This window comes from Paraburkholderia solisilvae, assembly GCF_902859875.1.
In the GTDB taxonomy this organism is placed as follows: Bacteria; Pseudomonadota; Gammaproteobacteria; order Burkholderiales; family Burkholderiaceae; genus Paraburkholderia; species Paraburkholderia solisilvae.
The window spans coordinates 83,743-102,270 of the sequence record NZ_CADIKF010000004.1; the positions used below are offsets into that span (position 1 = coordinate 83,743).

18 protein-coding genes and 1 other RNA gene are annotated in these 18,528 nt (G+C 62.3%); 4 read left to right on the forward strand and 15 right to left on the reverse strand.

Translation table 11 applies throughout. The annotated features are described in order from the left end of the window. Nucleotides 1–63 precede the first annotated feature (63 nt). From HV675_RS04185 to tyrS, 3 genes are all read right to left on the reverse strand, one after another. A complete protein-coding gene (locus HV675_RS04185; RefSeq protein ID WP_175109502.1) occupies nucleotides 64–738 on the reverse strand; it encodes a histidine phosphatase family protein in 675 nt (224 codons plus the stop codon). Between the two features lie 151 nt (nucleotides 739–889). Beyond that, nucleotides 890–1,348, reverse strand: a complete 459-nt coding sequence (gene dtd / locus HV675_RS04190) for a D-aminoacyl-tRNA deacylase (RefSeq protein ID WP_175109503.1) — start codon at nucleotides 1,346–1,348, stop codon at nucleotides 890–892. A gap of 64 nt (nucleotides 1,349–1,412) precedes the next feature. Further along, entirely contained in the window at nucleotides 1,413–2,654 is a 1,242-nt protein-coding gene (gene tyrS, locus HV675_RS04195; RefSeq protein WP_175109504.1) for a tyrosine--tRNA ligase, read from the reverse strand. Nucleotides 2,655–2,933: 279 nt separating this feature from the next. Here tyrS and HV675_RS04200 point away from each other — a divergent pair, with 279 nt between their 5' ends. Then, nucleotides 2,934–4,070: an anhydro-N-acetylmuramic acid kinase gene (locus HV675_RS04200; protein ID WP_175109505.1), complete on the forward strand. Its 1,137-nt coding sequence runs from the start codon at nucleotides 2,934–2,936 to the stop codon at nucleotides 4,068–4,070. Between the two features lie 167 nt (nucleotides 4,071–4,237). Here the strand turns inward: HV675_RS04200 and erpA are convergent, their stop codons facing one another. The 3 genes from erpA to rplM all read right to left on the reverse strand — a co-directional run bounded on the left by erpA (nucleotide 4,238) and on the right by rplM (nucleotide 5,751). After that, nucleotides 4,238–4,603 (reverse strand): iron-sulfur cluster insertion protein ErpA, encoded by a 366-nt coding sequence (gene erpA / locus HV675_RS04205; protein ID WP_175109506.1) that lies wholly within the window; start codon nucleotides 4,601–4,603, stop codon nucleotides 4,238–4,240. Nucleotides 4,604–4,918: 315 nt separating this feature from the next. Further along, on the reverse strand, nucleotides 4,919–5,311 hold the full coding sequence (gene rpsI / locus HV675_RS04210; protein WP_153076204.1) for a 30S ribosomal protein S9: 393 nt from the start codon (nucleotides 5,309–5,311) through the stop codon (nucleotides 4,919–4,921). A gap of 11 nt (nucleotides 5,312–5,322) precedes the next feature. Beyond that, nucleotides 5,323–5,751, reverse strand: a complete 429-nt coding sequence (gene rplM / locus HV675_RS04215; RefSeq protein WP_102129749.1) for a 50S ribosomal protein L13 — start codon at nucleotides 5,749–5,751, stop codon at nucleotides 5,323–5,325. A gap of 664 nt (nucleotides 5,752–6,415) precedes the next feature. On the opposite strand from rplM, the gene HV675_RS04220 reads away from it, so the two are divergent. Then, a complete protein-coding gene (locus HV675_RS04220) occupies nucleotides 6,416–6,838 on the forward strand; it encodes an OsmC family protein (protein ID WP_175109507.1) in 423 nt (140 codons plus the stop codon). A gap of 151 nt (nucleotides 6,839–6,989) precedes the next feature. On the opposite strand, the gene rnpB is transcribed toward HV675_RS04220, so the two are convergent. The 3 genes from rnpB to pyrC form a co-directional block, all read right to left on the reverse strand. Continuing rightward, nucleotides 6,990–7,402: RNase P RNA component class A (gene rnpB / locus HV675_RS04225), an RNA gene on the reverse strand. A gap of 13 nt (nucleotides 7,403–7,415) precedes the next feature. After that, on the reverse strand, nucleotides 7,416–8,330 hold the full coding sequence (locus tag HV675_RS04230) for a DUF3025 domain-containing protein (RefSeq protein WP_175109508.1): 915 nt from the start codon (nucleotides 8,328–8,330) through the stop codon (nucleotides 7,416–7,418). 108 nt (nucleotides 8,331–8,438) lie between these two features. Beyond that, the gene (gene pyrC / locus HV675_RS04235) at nucleotides 8,439–9,509 is read right to left on the reverse strand and encodes a dihydroorotase (protein WP_377700558.1); all 1,071 of its coding nucleotides are present in this window, start codon (nucleotides 9,507–9,509) and stop codon (nucleotides 8,439–8,441) included. Between the two features lie 340 nt (nucleotides 9,510–9,849). Here pyrC and HV675_RS04240 point away from each other — a divergent pair, with 340 nt between their 5' ends. Further along, nucleotides 9,850–10,764: a class II glutamine amidotransferase gene (locus tag HV675_RS04240; protein ID WP_175109510.1), complete on the forward strand. Its 915-nt coding sequence runs from the start codon at nucleotides 9,850–9,852 to the stop codon at nucleotides 10,762–10,764. Between the two features lie 88 nt (nucleotides 10,765–10,852). Here the strand turns inward: HV675_RS04240 and HV675_RS04245 are convergent, their stop codons facing one another. The 6 genes from HV675_RS04245 to HV675_RS04270 all read right to left on the reverse strand — a co-directional run bounded on the left by HV675_RS04245 (nucleotide 10,853) and on the right by HV675_RS04270 (nucleotide 16,700). Then, nucleotides 10,853–11,578 (reverse strand): amino acid ABC transporter ATP-binding protein, encoded by a 726-nt coding sequence (locus HV675_RS04245; RefSeq protein WP_175109511.1) that lies wholly within the window; start codon nucleotides 11,576–11,578, stop codon nucleotides 10,853–10,855. Next, complete coding sequence (gene gltK / locus HV675_RS04250) at nucleotides 11,575–12,252, reverse strand: glutamate/aspartate ABC transporter permease GltK (RefSeq protein WP_175109512.1); 678 nt, start codon at nucleotides 12,250–12,252, stop codon at nucleotides 11,575–11,577. Before gltK ends, HV675_RS04245 begins: the two co-directional genes overlap by 4 nt. Next, nucleotides 12,252–12,992 carry an amino acid ABC transporter permease gene (locus HV675_RS04255; protein ID WP_175109513.1) on the reverse strand — a complete coding sequence of 247 codons (741 nt, stop codon included), beginning with the start codon at nucleotides 12,990–12,992 and terminating at the stop codon, nucleotides 12,252–12,254. The genes gltK and HV675_RS04255 overlap by 1 nt, the downstream gene beginning before the upstream one ends. Nucleotides 12,993–13,079: 87 nt before the next feature. Next, the gene (locus HV675_RS04260; protein WP_175109514.1) at nucleotides 13,080–13,985 is read right to left on the reverse strand and encodes a glutamate/aspartate ABC transporter substrate-binding protein; all 906 of its coding nucleotides are present in this window, start codon (nucleotides 13,983–13,985) and stop codon (nucleotides 13,080–13,082) included. 260 nt (nucleotides 13,986–14,245) lie between these two features. Then, on the reverse strand, nucleotides 14,246–15,550 hold the full coding sequence (locus HV675_RS04265) for a Glu/Leu/Phe/Val family dehydrogenase (RefSeq protein WP_175109515.1): 1,305 nt from the start codon (nucleotides 15,548–15,550) through the stop codon (nucleotides 14,246–14,248). 190 nt (nucleotides 15,551–15,740) lie between these two features. Then, nucleotides 15,741–16,700: a LysR family transcriptional regulator gene (locus HV675_RS04270; RefSeq protein WP_175109516.1), complete on the reverse strand. Its 960-nt coding sequence runs from the start codon at nucleotides 16,698–16,700 to the stop codon at nucleotides 15,741–15,743. A 218-nt stretch (nucleotides 16,701–16,918) separates the two neighbouring features. On the opposite strand from HV675_RS04270, the gene purB reads away from it, so the two are divergent. Further along, nucleotides 16,919–18,307 carry an adenylosuccinate lyase gene (gene purB, locus HV675_RS04275; RefSeq protein WP_175109517.1) on the forward strand — a complete coding sequence of 463 codons (1,389 nt, stop codon included), beginning with the start codon at nucleotides 16,919–16,921 and terminating at the stop codon, nucleotides 18,305–18,307. Nucleotides 18,308–18,528: the final 221 nt, after the last annotated feature.

The following is an 18,528-nucleotide window of genomic DNA, read 5'->3' on the forward strand; positions in this document are numbered from 1 at the left end:
CGGAACCGCACCTCAGATCGAAACGCAAATCCACCGCCGGCCGATGGGCACGCGCGATACCGTTCAACGTCGTTTATCCTGTTGCGTCCTGGAGAATCCGTCGTCGTCGCTACGCCCGTCGAGGTGAGCTACATCTGCCCACGACACGACAGTCGCCCTGCCGCCGTCAAAATCGACAACGTTGATGCTCGTGTTGAGCAACGGGTAATCGCGCGGCGCATCGAGCGCGATGCCGTTCGCGAATCGGTACACGCAGTCGAGCACGCCACCGTGCGCGACGCACGCAATGCGTCCGTTCGGGTGCGCGGCCACGATCGGCTCCAGCGCATGCAGCACGCGGTGATAGAAGACGCGCTCCGACTCGCCGTCGGGTGGGGCAAAGCCCGGATCACGGGTTTGCCATTGCGCGTATTCGTCGGGAAAGCGTTGCGCGATTTCTTCGCTGTCGTGTCCCTGAAACGCGCCAAACGAACGTTCGCGCAAGCCTTCGTTCAGGATCAGCGACATGCCGAGCACCTCTGCGCTCGGCCGCGCTGTTTGCTGGGCGCGCTGCAAGTCACTCGAATAAATTGCGTCGAGGCGAGCGCCTTCCTTCGCCTCGCGCCCTAAACGCGCGGCGAGCCGCTGCGCCTGCGCGACACCGGACGCCGCGAGAGGAATATCGATATGCCCCTGTATGCGTTTGATGCGATTCCAGTCCGTTTCGCCGTGTCGGATAAAGAGAATTCGAGTGGACATGAGATAAGCGTTCGTGGCCGCGAGGGGCCGGGCGCATGGTTGGACCGTTCGTTAATAACACAAGCCGCGTCGTCGTGCTGACGCGACAGCGCAGGGCCGATTGCGCCTGCAGCAGCGCGACTGGCAACGCCTCGTCCCAACCGCCCGCTGTTTACGCGCGCACTTGCAGCCAGAACGTGACCGGCCCGTCGTTCACCAGCGAAACCTGCATTTCCGCACCGAACTCGCCGGTCTCGACGATCGGATGCTTCGCGCGCGCCTCGGCGACGAAGTAGTCGAACAGGCGCTTGCCTTCGTCCGGCGGCGCCGCAGGCGTGAAACTCGGCCGCAGACCGCTATTCGTGTCCGCCGCCAGCGTGAATTGCGAGACCAGCAGCAGACCGCCCGCCTGACCCGCACCGTCGATGTTCTGCACGCTGAGGTTCATCTTGCCCGCCGCATCGCTGAACACACGGTAGCCGAGCACTTTCGCGAGAAGCCGGTCAGCACATGCGTTGGTATCGCCACGTTCCGCGCATACCAACGCAAGCAGCCCTGCGCCGATCGCGCCGATCACGCGATCGCCGACGCGCACTTGCGCATTGCTCACCCGCTGGATCAACGCGATCATGCGGCGCACTCCATTGGCCGGCGCGCGCCGCTCCGGTTGCAATCGACCAGGTGGCGATCGCGCGTCATGCGGAAAGTGTCACGCGCGCAAAGCGGCGCTTGCCGACCTGCACCACGAACTCGCCCGCTCCCACCTTCAGCGCCTTATCCGACACCGTCGCGCCGTCGATCTTCACGCCGCCCTGCTCGATATTGCGCAGCGCTTCGCTGGTCGACGGCACGAGCCCCGCCTGCTTCAGCAACTGACCGATGGCAAGCGGTGCGCCCGTGATGGTCACGGACGGAATGTCGTCCGGCACGCCGCCCTTCGCGCGATGGTTGAAATCTTCGAGTGCCCGCTCGGCATCGGCCTGCGAATGGAAGCGCGCGACGATTTCCTGCGCAAGCATGACCTTGAAGTCGCGCGGATTGCGGCCCGCCTGAGTTTCGCGGTTGAACCCGGCGATCTCATCCATCGGCCGGAACGACAGCAGTTCGAAATAACGCCACATCAGGTCGTCCGAAATGCTCATCAGCTTGCCGAACATGTCGGTCGGCTTTTCGCTGATGCCGACGTAGTTGTGCTTGGACTTCGACATCTTCTCGACGCCATCGAGCCCTTCGAGCAGCGGCATGGTCAGAATGCATTGCTGCTCCTGGCCATACTGCTTCTGCAGTTCGCGCCCGACCAGCAAATTGAACTTCTGGTCCGTGCCGCCGAGTTCGAGGTCCGCGTTCAGCGCGACCGAGTCGTAGCCCTGCATCAACGGATACAGGAATTCGTGGATCGAAATCGGCACGCCGCCCTGAAAGCGCTTCGTGAAGTCTTCGCGCTCGAGAATGCGCGCCACCGTGTAGCGCGATGCGAGCTTGATCATGCCGTCCGCCCCGAGCGGCATCGACCATTCGCTGTTGTAGCGGATCTCGGTCTTGGCGCGGTCGAGCACGAGCGACGCCTGGTCGAAGTAAGTCCTGGCGTTGGTTTCGATCTGCTCGCGCGTGAGCGGCGGGCGCGTGGCGTTGCGGCCGGACGGATCGCCGATCAGCGATGTGAAATCGCCGATCAGAAAGATGACGTTGTGCCCCAGATCCTGCAACTGACGCATCTTGTTCAGCACAACGGTATGGCCGATATGAATGTCGGGCGCGGTCGGATCGAGACCGAGCTTGATGCGAAGCGGCGTGCCGGTCGCCGCGCTTTTCGCGAGCTTTTGCACGAACTCCTCTTCGATCAGCAGTTCGTCGACACCGCGCTTCGTGACGGCGAGCGCATGACGGACTTCGTCGGTGACGGGAAAGGCGGGCTTGGAAGTGGACTCGGTGCTCATGCTGGAACGGAAGAATCGCAAAAGTCAGATTGTCCCATAGTTGACGTGCAACGCGGCCGCAATGGGACCGCAATCTCGCACGTTGGCCGAAAGGCCAGGGTTTCGGCGCAGCAGGAATGAGGCATCATGCATGCGTGGTGCGCAATGGAAACCGATGGGGCCGCGCAACCTGTCGCGGCGCGCGGTGTTTGCGCGACAATCGGCACACGCGGCACACTCGGCACACTCGGCACAAGCAGCCTGAGCGGTTCGTAGTCAACAATCGAAAGGAGCACCAACGTGGCAAAAGAGGCGGCAAGCGCGGACGGCGTGTACTTCGGCTTGATGTCGGGCACCAGCATGGACGGCGTGGACGGCATCGCCGTCGAATTCGAAGCGGGCAAGGCGCCCGTCGTGCGGTCGGAAGCGTTCGTCGGGTTTTCCGAGGCACTGCGCGACGCGCTCTTCAGCCTGCAGCAGCCGGGGGACAACGAAATCGAACGTGAATCGCTGGCCGCCAACGCGCTCGCCGCACGCTACACCGTTTGCTGCCACGAACTGCTCAGAAGCGGCAATCTGTCCGCCGAAGGCGTGCGCGCGATCGGCGTCCACGGGCAGACGGTCCGGCACCGCCCGGAGAAGGGCTATACGCGGCAGATCAACAACCCGGCACTGCTCGCGGAAATGACCCACATCGACATCGTCGCCGATTTCCGCGCACGCGACGTGGCGGCGGGAGGCCAGGGTGCACCGCTCGTGCCGGCGTTCCACGCAACCCTGTTCGGCGCAAAGGGCGAGACCCGCGTGGTGTGCAATCTGGGCGGCATCAGCAACATTACGATACTGTCCGCGAACGGCGCGGTGCGCGGTTTCGATTGCGGGCCGGCCAATGCGCTGCTCGACGAATGGGCGCAGCGCCATCTCGGCAAACCGTTCGATGAAAACGGCCATTTCGCCGCCAGCGGTCAGGTCCACCGTCCGTTGCTGCACGCATTGCTCGATGAGCCGTACTTCGAGCTTCAGCCGCCCAAAAGCACCGGCCGCGATCTCTTCAACCCCGCATGGCTCGACGCGAAGCTGCAACCATTCAGCGCGCTGCCGCCCGCCGATGTGCAGGCGACGCTCACCGCGCTCACCGCACTCACCGTCGCGCGCGAGATCGAGCGCCACGCGCCGGATTGCAAGGCGCTCTATGTATGCGGCGGCGGCGCACGCAACGCGCAACAGCTTGAAGCGCTGCAACAGGCGCTGGAGGCAAGCGGCGTAAGCGGCGTGCCGGTGCTGACGACCGAAGCGCTCGGCGTACCGCCGCACCAGGTCGAACCGCTAGCGTTCGCATGGCTCGCGATGCGCTATATCGGTCGCGCGCCGGGGAATTTGCCCGCGGTGACGGGAGCAGCCGGCGAGCGGGTGCTGGGCGCGCTTTATCCGCGCTAAACGAAATGAAGCCCCAAGACAGACTGGCCGCGCTGGCACTCTACCAGGCGCGGCCCGCAGTACGAACCCACATCGCAAATAAAAAACGGGGCCGAGGCCCCGTTTCGCGTACGACTGCGGTCAAGTCCCGCAGTTAAATCCGGCAGATATGTCCTGGCGTTAAACCGTCAAACCGAGAACGACGAACCGCAACCACAGGTCGTCGACGCGTTCGGATTCTTGATCACGAACTGCGCGCCGTTGATGTCGTCCTTGTAGTCGATTTCTGCACCGACCAGGTACTGATAACTCATCGAGTCGATCAGCAACTGGACGCCGCTCTTGTTCATCACGGTATCGTCCTCGTTGACTGCCTCGTCGAACGTGAAACCATACTGAAAGCCCGAGCAGCCGCCGCCTTGCACGAACACACGCAGCTTCAGCTCCGGGTTGCCTTCTTCGTCGATCAGTTGCTTGACCTTATCGGCCGCTGCGTCGGTAAATACGAACGGAGCCGGCATTTCAGCCACGGGGGTGTCGGTCACTGCGTTCATGCGAACTCTCCAAAAAAGCTACTAAACGCTATTGTAGGGCCGATCCTGATATCGTGCCGAAGTCCATGAAAACAATAGGTTCTTACGAATAGCGGGGCGACAGCGCGAAGTGGCGAACGCCGCCGTGAGATCAAACGCTGAGCCCACCGACGGGCCCGCGCATGACGGTCGTATGCGCGTCGTCCATCGATTGACCAGAGGTCATCCAGCAAACAGAGGCCGCCAAAGAAAAAAGCCGCCGACGCATACTCGCGACAGCGGCTTTCGCGGCAGGCTCGCCACACGCACAACGCGTGGCGAACCGGCATGAAGCGATTAACGCTTCGAGAACTGCTTCCTGCGGCGTGCCTTGTGGAAGCCGACCTTCTTACGCTCGACTTCACGCGCATCGCGCGTGACGAAACCGGCGCTCGACAGCGCGGGCTTCAGCGTCGCGTCATAGTCCATCAGCGCGCGCGTGATGCCGTGGCGAACCGCACCGGCTTGACCCGTTTCGCCGCCGCCCGTCACGTTCACCTTGATATCGAACGTGGCCGCGTGGTTCGTGAGTTCCAGCGGTTGACGCACGATCATCAGCGACGTTTCGCGCGAGAAGTAGTCGGAGATGGGCTTGCCGTTGACGATGATGTCGCCCTTGCCCGCCTTGATGAAGACACGAGCGACAGCGCTCTTGCGGCGGCCCGTACCGTAGTTCCAGTTACCGATCATGTGGGCTCCCGTTAGATCTCAAGCGCCTTCGGCTGTTGCGCCGAATGCGGGTGCGTTGCTTCGGCGTAGACCTTCAGCTTCTTGATCATCGCGTAGCCGAGCGGGCCCTTCGGCAGCATGCCCTTGACCGCCTTCTCGAGCGCGCGGCCCGGGAAGCGTTCCTGCATCTTGCCGAACGTCGTTTCATAGATACCGCCCGGGTAGCCCGAGTGGCGGTAGTACTTCTTGTCCGTGGTCTTGTTGCCCGTGACCTTAAGCTTGCCGGCATTGATGACGATGATGAAATCGCCAGTGTCGACGTGCGGAGTGAATTCAGGCTTGTGCTTGCCGCGAAGACGGCGTGCCACTTCGCTGGCAACACGGCCGAGAACCTTATCCGTCGCGTCAATCACGTACCATTCGCGCGCCACCTCATGGGCTTTTGCGGAAAAAGTCTTCATGATCGATCCAAAAAAATTGCGATGCCCTGCTTTGTTCCTGCATGGATCTGAACTGCGTCCATTGATCACGTTTGCCGGGAAGTTCTAGATGCTTCCGTAACGCTATGCAGGCGCTCCCTGTTCTTCTTCCGCGGGCATGAATGCGGAAAAGCTCTGAATTATAAAGGAAATTGCGCGTAGGAGTCAAAGCATTGGACGCATCGCGACGGGCAGATGCGGTCCGCCGGAAACGCAGGACGAAAAAAAGCCCGAACCATCGGTTCGGGCTTAATCCACCTTAGGAGGAGGGTGGAGGAGACATGCGGAGGTTGCTCAGCAACTGCAACCAATGAACTGATTATATGAGCGTCGCTTGTGCGACGCAAGAATATTTGCATTGCGAAATGTGAATTCACGATATGAAATGACGGACGTACTTTATCCGTCCCGCACAATCCTTTTAAAATCAATAGATAAGATTCAATCGCCGTGTTGCAGGCCCACGCGAAGGTGGGGCAAAAACCCTACAAACCCCAGGGGAATCCCGCAAACCGCGCTTTGTGCCGCACCGCAACAATCACCCTCCAGTCAAGTCCGATGCGAACCGGAGTAGCCTCGGGCGAACCCCGATCCGACGGGCTACAATGCGTTCTCGAATTCGCGCCGAATCAGTTGGAGAGCAGGCATGGAATGCAAAGTGAGCTGGATGGGAACGGACGGCATGGCCTTCGCCGCGGAAACCGGCAGTGGCCATCTGGTCGCGATGGACGGCGCGCCGGAAGGCGGCGGCCGCAATCTCGCGCCGCGTCCGATGGAAATGGTGCTGCTGGGCACGGGCGGCTGCACTGCGTATGACGTCGTGATGATCCTGAAGAAAAGCCGTCAGGACATCGCCGGCTGCTCGGTGACGTTGAAGGCGGAGCGCGCGAGCGAAGATCCGAAGGTGTTCACGAAAATCCACTTCCACTTCACCGTGACCGGCAGGAACCTGAACCCGGCGACGGTCGAACGCGCGATCAATCTGTCGCACGACAAATACTGCTCCGCGTCGATCATGCTCGCGAAAACCGCCGAACTGACTCACTCGTTCGACATCGTCGCGACCTGACAGGACAAACGCGTCGCGGCGGGCAAAGCGCGGCATCGCGTACCGCAAGACCACGCACGGTAGCCACGCATCGCAAGCACGCTCGACAAAAGACACGCTCGACAAAAACAGAACGCCGGCGTCCTCATGGACGCCGGCGTTTGTCATTCAGCGGCAAAGCCTGCCGATAAGCCGGATTCTGTGCACGCGGCACGTCCGAAGACGCACCACGCGTGGCAGCCATTCCTCTAGGCGCGCCATTGCTGACGCGCTCAAGCTTCCTACCCGCAGACGGAACGGGGGCCCCGTCCTGCATCGCGAAGATGCGCGCCTGCCTACTTGGAATTGCTCCGGGTGGAGGTTGCCGTGCCGGCTACGTTACCGCAGCCGCGGTGCGCTCTTACCGCACCCTTTCACCCTTACCTGATCCTGGCTTGCGCCAGGCCATCGGCGGTTTGCTCTCTGTTGCCCTGTTCCGCGTGTCGCCACGGATGGCCGTTAGCCATCACCCTGCCCTGTGGAGTCCGGACTTTCCTCGCCTTCGCCAGCCGTAGCCGGCAAAGCCGCGGCTGCCTGGCCTGCTTTGCTGCCGGCGATTCTAGCATTGCGGCTGGGATGAAGGGGCGCGACGGCCCGCGCGAAACACCGACCGGTCGTCATAAAACGACGGCGCCTCGTTCGTGGGCCACCAGCCCGGAATGCCCAATACCGGCAGCGGCGCGAACACGCGGCCGGTGAGTTCGCCTGCGCTCATCAGCGCGCGGCTGACCGAGTCGTCGAGCCAGGCGTCGCGCGCCGCGACGTCCCATGAAAAATAGACGTCGGGCACCTCGACGATCCACGCGTGCGCCGTGCAGGCCTTGTACGGCATGACCAGCTTTTCGAGCAGCGCATGGCCGAAGCAGCGGACCTCACATTGCGCGCCCCACGCGCCGCGTCCCGCGACGAACAGCGCCTGCCAGTCGAACGCGCGCAAGGCAGCCGCACGGGCAGGATGGCTGCAAGCGAACAGCACCGCGTTTTCATCGAACACGGTCAACGCATCGCGCGTGCTGCCGCGGGTCGGACCGACGCCGAGCGCATCGATGGCCGCCGTGCCGCGCGCGCTGAGCGCCGCCTTGATACGCGGATACTGGAACCACGACAGCGCGTTGAAGAAATCGTGCAGGTTGTGTCGCGTGGGCACGCGGCCCGTCGCGGCGATATGAGCTTCGTAGCGCTCGCCAGCGGGCAGCTCGTGCTGGGCGATAAACGCGAGGCGCGCCCCGCGGCCGGTCGTGAAGTCGCACACCTGTGCGTCCGCGTTCATTTCGGCGAGCAGCGCAGCCGGACTCTCGAGCGCCGCGCGTTGCCAACGCGCGCCGCGTGCGGCGAGCGGCGAAAACCACGGCGTCGACCAATCGATATCGGCAAAGCCCGTCGCCCGTACCGCGCCACCGCGAGCGAGCGGGCCGCGTGCGGCGACATCGCGTCGATCATTCACGTGAGAATCGCGTGCTGCGGCGCCGGGCATGCGCCGGTCTTCGCGACCGCTAGCCGGCGTAGCCAACACACCCGCCCCGTTCGCTGTCGTGATCGCGCAACCGGAGACAAGCCCGCGAATGCCGACGACGCCGCCCGCTCACACGAGCCGCCAGCCGATCGTTTCGCCGGCGCGCAGCGGCACGACCGGCGTGTCGCCGGCCGTCACTTCGGCGGGCAGCGTCCACTGTTCACGGCGCAGCGTCACTCGCTCGTTGCTGCGCGGCAGCCCGTAGAAATCAGCGCCAAAAAAGCTCGCGAAACCTTCGAGGCGATCCAGCGCACCGGCATTGTCGAACGCTTCGGCGTACAGCTCGAGCGCATGCAGCGCGGTGTAGCAGCCGGCGCAGCCGCATGCATGTTCCTTGAGTCCTTTCGGATGCGGCGCGCTATCGGTGCCGAGGAAAAAGCGCGGATTGCCCGAAGTAGCCGCTTCGACAAGCGCAACGCGATGCTTCTCGCGCTTGAGTACCGGCAGACAATAGTAGTGCGGCCGAATGCCGCCCTGGAAAATCGCATTGCGGTTATACAGCAGATGGTGCGGCGTGATCGTCGCGGCGAGCAGCTGAGGCGCCGCATCCGCATCGCGCACATAGTCGGCCGCGTCCTTTGTCGTGATGTGCTCGAACACCACCTTCAGCGCCGGGAAATCGCGGCGCAGCGGCGTCATCACGCGATCGATGAATTCTTTCTCGCGATCGAACAGGTCGATCGACGGATCGGTCACCTCGCCATGCACCAGCAACGGCATACCGGTTTCCTGCATCGCCTCGAGCGTCTTCGCGCACTTCGCGAGATTCGACACGCCCGCATCCGAATTGGTGGTCGCCCCCGCCGGATACAGTTTGACGCCATGCACGAAGCCGCTTGCGCGCGCGCGGCGAATCTCATCGGGTGCGGTGTTGTCGGTGAGATACAGCGTCATCAGGGGTTCGAACTTTGCGCCGGCGGGAAGCGCCGCGAGGATGCGCTCACGGTACGCGCGCGCCTGGTCGGTGGTGGTCACCGGCGGCTTGAGGTTCGGCATGATGATCGCGCGGCCGAACTGGCGCGCAGTGTGCGGCAGCACAGCCGCGAGCATCGCACCGTCGCGCACGTGCAGATGCCAGTCATCGGGACGCGCAAGGGAAATGGAATCGACGGACGCGGCGGCCGACGAAGTGGAAGGCAAGGAAGCGGACGATGAGGAGATCATGGCAAAGGAAATGACAAACCCGGGCGAGTCCCGGCCAACCCACGCAGCCCCGGACGACGGCCTGCGATCCACAACACAACACGACACGACGCGTTCAACCCTTCGCGAACCCGTCGCACACTGTTGCAAACCATCATGCAGAGATCCGAAAAACGGCCCGAAAAGCGGCCTGAAAACCCGTCAATTTTAATGATTGCGGTTTTGGGCGAGGTGATATGCTTGTAAAAATATCATTGTAACGGGTAGCTCGACCCTAAACCGTCTGGTTCGCGTCGGCCTGCCTTTACAGGTTTCAGCGGCCCTACCCTAGCGCATCATGTGCCAACTTCTTGGAATGAATTGCGCCGCGCCGACGGATGTCGTGTTCTCGTTCACCGGTTTCGCGGCACGCGGCGGCGCCACCGATCACCACGCCGACGGCTGGGGTATCGCGTTCTTCGAAGACAAGGCTTGCCGCCTCTTCATCGACCATCAATCGTCAGCCACCTCGCCGATCGCCGAGATGGTCAAGCGCTATCCGATCAAGTCGAAAAATACGATCGCGCACATCCGCAAGGCGACCCAGGGGCATATCGTGCTGGAGAACTGCCACCCGTTCCTGCGCGAATTGTGGGGCCGGCACTGGATCTTCGCGCACAACGGCGACTTGCAGAATTATCGGCCGGTGCTGTCGGACGTCTATCAACCGGTCGGCACCACCGACAGCGAACTCGCCTACTGCGCGCTGCTGCAAGGCCTGCGCAAGACCTTCCCAGGCCAGCAGCAGCCTCCGCTCGATGAACTGTTCGCCGCCCTCGCAACCCTCACCGGCGAAATCACGCAGTTCGGCGTGTTCAACTTCCTGATGTCGAATGGGCAGGCGCTGTTCGCGCATTGCTCGACGCACCTGTACTACCTCGTGCGCAGCTGGCCGTTCTCGACCGCACACCTCGTCGATGCGGACGTCTCGATCGATTTCGCGAAGTACACGACGCCAGAAGATCGCGTCGCGGTGATCGCAACCCAGCCGCTCACCGACAACGAAGTCTGGACGCGCTTCGAACCCGGCGACCTGCTGATGTTCCAGCACGGTCAGGTGATCGCGCGGACGAACGTGCCGGTCCCGCCCGCGGTGCTCGAAAAAGCCGCACAGCCGCCTTGCGACGGCGCCGCGACTTCAAGCGCATCGATCCTGCCCGACAGATCGGCACTCGACCTCGAGTCCGACGACGCGGCCGCGTTCGAATCGTAAAGCCGCCAACGATCTCACCTTGAAAAGCAAAACGGGCAGCTCATCGCTGCCCGTTTTGCCCGACCCAACCGCTTTGCTACGCGGTCTGTCAGTGCAGGATCTTCGCGAGGAAATCTTTCGCGCGATCCGACTTCGGATTCGCAAAGAAGTCTTCCTTGCGGTCGTCTTCGACAATCAAGCCCTTGTCCATGAAGATCACGCGGTGCGCGACCTTCTTCGCAAAGCCCATTTCGTGCGTGACGCACATCATCGTCATGCCTTCCTGCGCGAGCTCGACCATCACGTCGAGCACCTCGTTGATCATCTCCGGGTCGAGCGCGGAAGTCGGCTCGTCGAACAGCATCGCGATCGGATCCATCGACAACGCACGCGCAATCGCAACCCGCTGCTGCTGACCGCCCGACAGTTGCCCCGGGTATTTGTCCGCATGCGCGCGCAAGCCCACGCGGTCGAGCAGCTTCAGGCCTTTCGCCCCGGCTTCGTCCCGCGAGCGGCCGAGCACCTTGACCTGCGCGAGCGTCAGGTTCTCGGTAATCGACAGATGCGGAAACAGTTCGAAGTGCTGAAACACCATGCCGACCTTCGCGCGCAGCTTCGACAGATTGGTTTTCCTGTCGACCAGCGACTGCCCGTTGATCACGATGTCGCCTTTCTGGAACGGCTCGAGACCGTTCACCGTCTTGATCAGCGTCGATTTGCCCGAACCCGACGGGCCGCACACGACGACCACCTCACCCTTTTTGACTTCCGTCGTGCAGTCGGTCAGCACCTGAAACTGACCGTACCACTTCGATACATTCTTGATAGAGATCATCTTGCGACCTTTTTCTGAAGACTTTTGACGATACTCGACGCCACCACGCAGATCACGAAATAGCAGGCGCCCGAGAACAGCACCATCTCGACAATCGTGCCGTCACGGTCGCCGATATTCGCCGCGGTGCGGAAGAAGTCCGCAAGGCCGATCACGTAGACGAGCGACGTATCCTGGAAGAGCACGATCGCCTGCGTCAGCAACAGCGGGATCATCGCGCGGAACGCCTGCGGCAGCACGATCAGCTTCATCGCCTGCCCGTACGTCATGCCGAGCGCGAATGCCGCGTTGACCTGCCCGCGCGACACCGCCTGAATGCCGGCGCGGATGATCTCCGAGTAATACGCGGCTTCGAACAGCGAGAATGCGATCATCGCCGACGCGAGCCGGATATCGATATCCGGCGACAGGCCGAGCAGGTTCTGCAACACCTGCGGCACGATCAGGAAGAACCACAGCAGCACCATCACGAGCGGAATCGAGCGGAACAGCGTGACGTACAAACGCGCGAACCATTCGAACGGCTTCACACCGGAGAGCCGCAACAGCGCGAGCAGCGTGCCGATCACAATGCCGCAGACGATCGCAATGACGGTGATCTTGAACGTGATGATCGCGCCGGTCCATAAAGTAGGCAGCGCGCCCGCAATACCACTCCAGTCGAAGTGATGCATCACTTGCCTCCGATGTAGCCCGGCAGGCGGGTCTTGTGCTCGAGGATACGCATCAGTTGCATCACGACGAGATTGATCACCATGTACGCGACCGTCACCGCGATGAACGACTCATACGCCTGCGCGGTGTAGTCGACCAGCTGGCGCGCCTGAGCCGACAGCTCGAGCAGACCGATCGTCGACGCGACCGCGGAGTTCTTGAAGATATTCAGAAACTCGGACGTGAGCGGCGGCACGATGATGCGGTAGGCGACCGGCAGCAGCACATAGCGATACGTCTGCCATTGCGTGAAGCCAAGCGCGAGACCGGCCGCGCGCTGGCCGCGCGGCAGCGCGTTGATGCCCGAGCGCACCTGCTCGCACACCCGCGCCGCGGTAAAGAGACCGAGACAGAGAATGGACGACGAGAAGAACTGCGCGGTCGGCGGCAACTGCTTGTACCAGCCGCCGATCGACACCGGCAGCAGTTCCGGTATGACCAGATACCAGATGAAAAACTGGACGATCAGCGGGATGTTACGAAAGATCGCGACGTAGACGGTGCCGATCGCGGCGAGCGTCCTGTTCGGCACGGTGCGCAGCACGCCGAACAGCGAGCCGACGATCAACGCGATCACCCACGCGGACAGCGAGACGACGATCGTCACCCAGAAGCCGGACATCAGCCAGCCCAGATAGGTGGTCGGCTCGCCGGTGGAAACCGGACTTAGCAGAATGCCCCAGTTCCAGTGGTAAGACATGACAAAGACTCCACAAAAAGAAACGGAAGAAGCGCCCGGCCCCTTCCGTTCCGTTCAACACGTTGCGATGGTAACGGTTGATCGACGTTAGTCGATTGCCTTGTCGTTCGGGCTCTTGTAGAGCGCGCGGATATCGTCGCTTTCCGGGAAGTTCAGGTTCAGGCCCTTCGGCGGAATCGGCGATTCGAACCACTTCTTGTAGATCGGATCGGCTTCGCCCGACGTTTCGACCTTGGCGATCGCATCGTCGACGACCTTCTTGAACTCCGGATCGTTCTTGCGCAGCATGCAGCCGTACGCTTCACGCGATTGCGGCGTGCCGACGATCACGAAATCGTTCGGGTTGTTCGACTTCGCGCGCTCGCCGGCGAGCAGCGCATCGTCCATCATGAACGCGGCGGCGCGGCCTGTCGACAGCGTCAGGAACGATTCGCCGTGATCCTTCGCGCTGATGATGTTCATGCCCATGTTCTTGTCCTGGTTCATCTTGCGCAACAGGCGCTCGGACGTCGTACCCGCCGTCGTCACGACCGTCTTGCCTTTCAGATCCGGGAAGTCCTTGATGCCTGAGTCTTTCTTCGTCATCAGGCGCGTGCCGATCACGAAAATCGTGTTCGAGAAGGCGACCTGCTGCTGGCGCTCGGCGTTATTGGTGGTCGAGCCGCACTCGAGGTCGATCGTGCCGTTCTGCACGAGCGGAATGCGGTTTTGCGACGTGACCGGCGTCAGCTTCACCTTCAGGTTCGGCATGTTCAGCTTCTGCTTGACCGCGTCCACCACCTTCAGTGCGAATTCCTGCGAATAACCGACGACGTTTTGCTTGTCGTCATAGTACGAAAACGGAATTGACGATTCGCGGTGACCCAGCGAAATGACCCCGGTGTCCTTGATTTTTTTCAATGTGCCGGCGTCCTGCGCGTATGCGCCGGCCGTCAACACACCCGAAAACAGTCCGACCGTCGCGAGAAGCAGCGCTGCTTTTTTAACCTTCATTTGTGATCTCCTTGGCAAATACCGGCGCAAGTGTATCAAAGTAACTATTTTGAAAGAATGGTCGTTAACCATGTTTGGACGCAGCTGTTGCGTAAATCCAGCACTGCGCCCGCTATGGCGTCCCGGCTGATGAGCCAACAACACGCATACGCAAAAGCGGACGGCATCTTACAACGCCGCCCGCCTGTAATGTGCGCGATCATACAGAATCGCGCGCAAACCGTTTGTGAAAAAATTAAATCAGCGCTAGAGGCGCTGTTTCAGGGGTAAAGGCCCCGCATCTCGCGCGCCATCAGGATCCGCTTGCACGCGACGATAAACGCCGCCGTGCGCACCGAGACGTTCTGCTCGGTCGACACCTGCCACACCGCCGCGAATGCCTCGCGCATCACGCGATCGAGCCGCTCGTTGATTTCGCCCTCGGTCCAGAAGAAGCTCGAGAAATCCTGCACCCATTCGAAATACGACACGGTCACGCCGCCCGCATTCGCGACCACATCCGGGATCACGAGCACGCCCTTGTCGTGCAGGATGTCGTCGGCCTCGGTCGTGGTCGGGCCGTTCGCGCCTTCAACGATGATCTTCGCGCGGATGTTCGGCGCGTTTTTCCCGGTGATCTGGTTTTCGAGCGCGGCCGGAATCAGGAGGTCCGCGTCGACCGACCAGAAGTCGTCACTGGCGATACTGTCCGCCTCCGGGAAGCCGCCGATGCCGCCCGTCTTCGCGACGTGCTCGAGCAATGCGCCGGCATCGATGCCGCTTGACCGGTAAAGCGTGCCGGTATGGTCCTGCACCGCCACGATCTTTGCGCCGGCCTCCTGGAAGAGCCGCGCCGCGATGCCGCCGACATTGCCGAAACCTTGCACCGCGATGCGCGCGCCTTCAATCGAAAAGCCGATGCGCCGCGCCGCTTCGCAGCCGACCACGAACACGCCGCGGCCGGTCGCCTCGCGGCGGCCGAGCGAGCCGCCGAGCGCAATCGGCTTGCCGGTGACGACGCCGGTCGCCGTCTGGCCCTGGTTCATCGAGTACGTGTCCATCATCCACGCCATGATCTGCTCGTTCGTGTTGACGTCCGGCGCGGGGATATCCGTATTCGGCCCGATGATGATGCCGATCTCACTCGTGTAACGGCGCGTCACGCGCTCGAGTTCGCCGCGCGACAGCTTGCGCGGGTCGACGCGGATGCCGCCTTTCGCGCCGCCGTACGGCACGTTGACAGCCGCGTTCTTCACCGACATCCATGCGGACAGCGCCATCACTTCCGACAGCGTCACGTCCTGGTGATAACGCACGCCGCCCTTGCCGGGACCGCGCGACACGTTGTGCTGCACCCGGTAGCCCTCGAAGTGGGCGACCGTGCCGTTGTCGAGTTCGATCGGCACATCGACGATCAGAATGCGCTTCGGACGCTTGAGCGTCTCGATCCAGCGCGACTGCGAACCGAGATAAGGCGCAACGCGATCGACCTGGCGCAGATAGTTGCCCCACGGGCCGAGGTCGTCTTTATGCAGATAGGATGGCAGCGCTTCCGGCGATGTTTCGAACTTCGATTGGGATGACATGAAGACTCCAGCGGTCAATGAATGACGCCATTGTCGAAAATCGTCTGGATGAACGCCAATGCCGTTTGGTCATCCCGTTATGTTTTTTTTGCATAATCGCCGGAATGCGCAAAGCGCTGTTGCGAGCGACATACTTGCGTTCGCCTCGCTTGCGTCCGTTACCGGCGCGCGTCGTGCGTTGCGAGCCGGTTCAACCCGCGTCTTGCGCGAGCTCGGCGGACACCCCATCCCATAGCGCGCGCACGAGCGTGTGACGCGGATCGTCACCCTGCACGGCCAGCTTGTCGCGATAGAGGCGAATCTCCATCGTCAGCGTGAACTGGCCTTGCGCGCCGCCGCCGCGCGACGCGCGGTCGAGGCGGATCAGGCGGCCGTCGGCGAGCGCGTCTTCGACCGCGCTATGCGGCAGGAACGCAATGCCGTGGCCGGCCAGCGCCATCGCTTTCAGGCCTTCCGCCATATCGGTTTCGTACACGCGATCGAGATACAGCCGCTGCGGCGCATTCGAGATGATGACCTCGGTCATGCGGCCCAGATACGCATTGGGCGTGTACGACAGGTACGGCGCGGGCGCGTCGGGCGTGCCGGGCAGCGTATGGCGCGCGCGGCCGGCGCGGCTTGGCGCCGAAAACGGGCTGATCGGTTCGACGCCAAGCGTCAGCATGTCGTAGCGCGCGGGGTCGAGCGCGACCGGCTGACTCGGATGGTGATACCCCATGACCAGATCGCAGCCGCCTTCGACGAGCGAGAGCACCGCATCATGCACGTTCAGCGCGCGCAGGCGCGTATGGATCGGTCCGAGCTGCGCTTCGATGCGCTGCAGCCAGCGCGGGAAGTAAGTTAGCGACAGCGTATGCGGCACCGCGAATTCGATCGTCGCGGCGGGCGTCGCGGTGTGACCGCGCAGCAGCGTGCGCGCCTCGTGGAACTGCGAGAGCATCGCGAGCGCCTGCTCGTAGAACACCTGGCCGGCGTTGGTGAGACGCGTCGGATACACCGAGCGGTCGATCAGCTCCGTGCCGAGCCACGACTCGAGCGCCTGGATGCGACGCGAAAATGCCGGCTGCGTGACGTGCCGCAGCTCAGCCGAGCGGCTGAAGCTGCGCGTTTCCGCGAGCGACACAAAGTCTTCGAGCCATTTCAGTTCCATGCGAAAGCCTGCGCGCGGCGGAGCAAGAGAAGTCAGCATTCTAGCGGCGGCCGCCGGGCTCGCGCGGCGACAAGACGCGGCGAAGATCGACTCAATCGCGCATCCAGCCCGACGATCAGGCCGTGGCCCGCGGCGAGCCCGGCGAGACAAACCGCCCACGGTGGTAAAATTCGCGGTTCTCCCCGTTCCCGTCCTGACGCTACGCGTCCCGCCTGATCATGTCCGACACCCGTCCCGATACCCTGTTCGCGCTGACCGCGCTGTCCCCGCTCGACGGCCGCTACGCGCCAAAAACCGAAGCCTTGCGCGACTGGCTCTCGGAAGCCGCGTTCATGCGTCACCGCGTGACGGTTGAAATCCACTGGCTGATCGCGCTGTCGCACGCCGGGCTGGCTGAAGTGCCGCGCTTCTCGCCGCAATCGGAGCAGTTCCTGCTGCAACTGGTCGAGCGTTTCACCGCGCACGACGCGGCGCGCATCAAGGAAATCGAGCGCGTGACGAATCACGACGTGAAAGCGGTCGAATACTGGCTGAAAGAGGCGGTGAAAGGCCAGCCCGAGCTCGAGCGTGCGAGCGAGTTCATTCACTTCGCGTGCACGTCGGAAGACATCAACAATACGTCGCACGGTTTGATGCTGGCCGGTGCGCGCGAACATGTGATGCTGCCGGCGCTGCGCTCGGTGCATCAACGGCTCGTCGCGCTCGCGCATGCGCAGGCTGAACAGCCGATGCTATCGCGCACGCACGGCCAGCCGGCCAGCCCGACGACGCTCGGCAAGGAAATCGCGAACGTGGCTGCGCGGCTCGCGCGCGCCATCGAGCGTATCGCGCAGGTCGAACTACTCGGCAAGATGAACGGCGCGGTGGGTAACTTCAATGCGCACCTGTCCGCGTATCCGGAATTCGACTGGGAGGCGTTCTCGCGCAAGGTGGTCGAAGAACGCCTGAAGCTGTCGTTCAATCCATACACCATTCAGATCGAGCCGCACGACTATATGGCGGAGCTGTTCGATGCGGTCGCGCGCGCGAACACCATTCTGCTCGATCTCGATCGCGACGTGTGGGGCTATATCTCGATCGGCTACTTCAAGCAGAAGACGAAGGCCGGCGAGATCGGTTCGTCGACGATGCCGCACAAGGTCAATCCGATCGACTTCGAAAATTCGGAAGGCAATCTCGGGTTGGCAAACGCGACGCTGCGCCACCTCGCGGACAAGCTGCCGGTGTCGCGCTGGCAGCGCGACCTGACCGATTCGACGGTGCTGCGCAATATCGGTGTCGCGTTCGGTTACTCGCTGCTCGCGTATGACGCATTGATCCGCGGCCTGGACAAGCTCGAAGTGAATCCGCAACGGCTGAACGACGACCTCGACAATTGCTGGGAAGTGCTGGCCGAGCCGGTGCAGACGGTGATGCGCCGCTACGGAATCGAAAACCCGTACGAGCAGTTGAAGGAATTGACGCGCGGCAAGGGCATTACCCGCGAGGGACTGCACGCATTTATCGGCACCCTGAACATTCCGGCTGACGCGAAAGAACGGCTGCTGGCGATGACGCCGGGCTCGTATGTCGGCAAGGCGGTGGAGTTGGCGAAGCGCATCGCGTAGATGATCCGGTACAACCGGTACGACGTGCGCTAGCCGAAAATATTTGCGTTGCGCGTTTGAAGAAACAGCCGTTCAGTTCGTCGCTGAACGGCTGTTTTTCTTTTTGCGATACCTCGCCGCCACTTCACGATGTCAACCTGACGATATTGATAGCCAAGTTTGGTAGACAATAAATACTTCGTGATCCTATAATTTTCGCACTGTCAAAACACTGACAGACG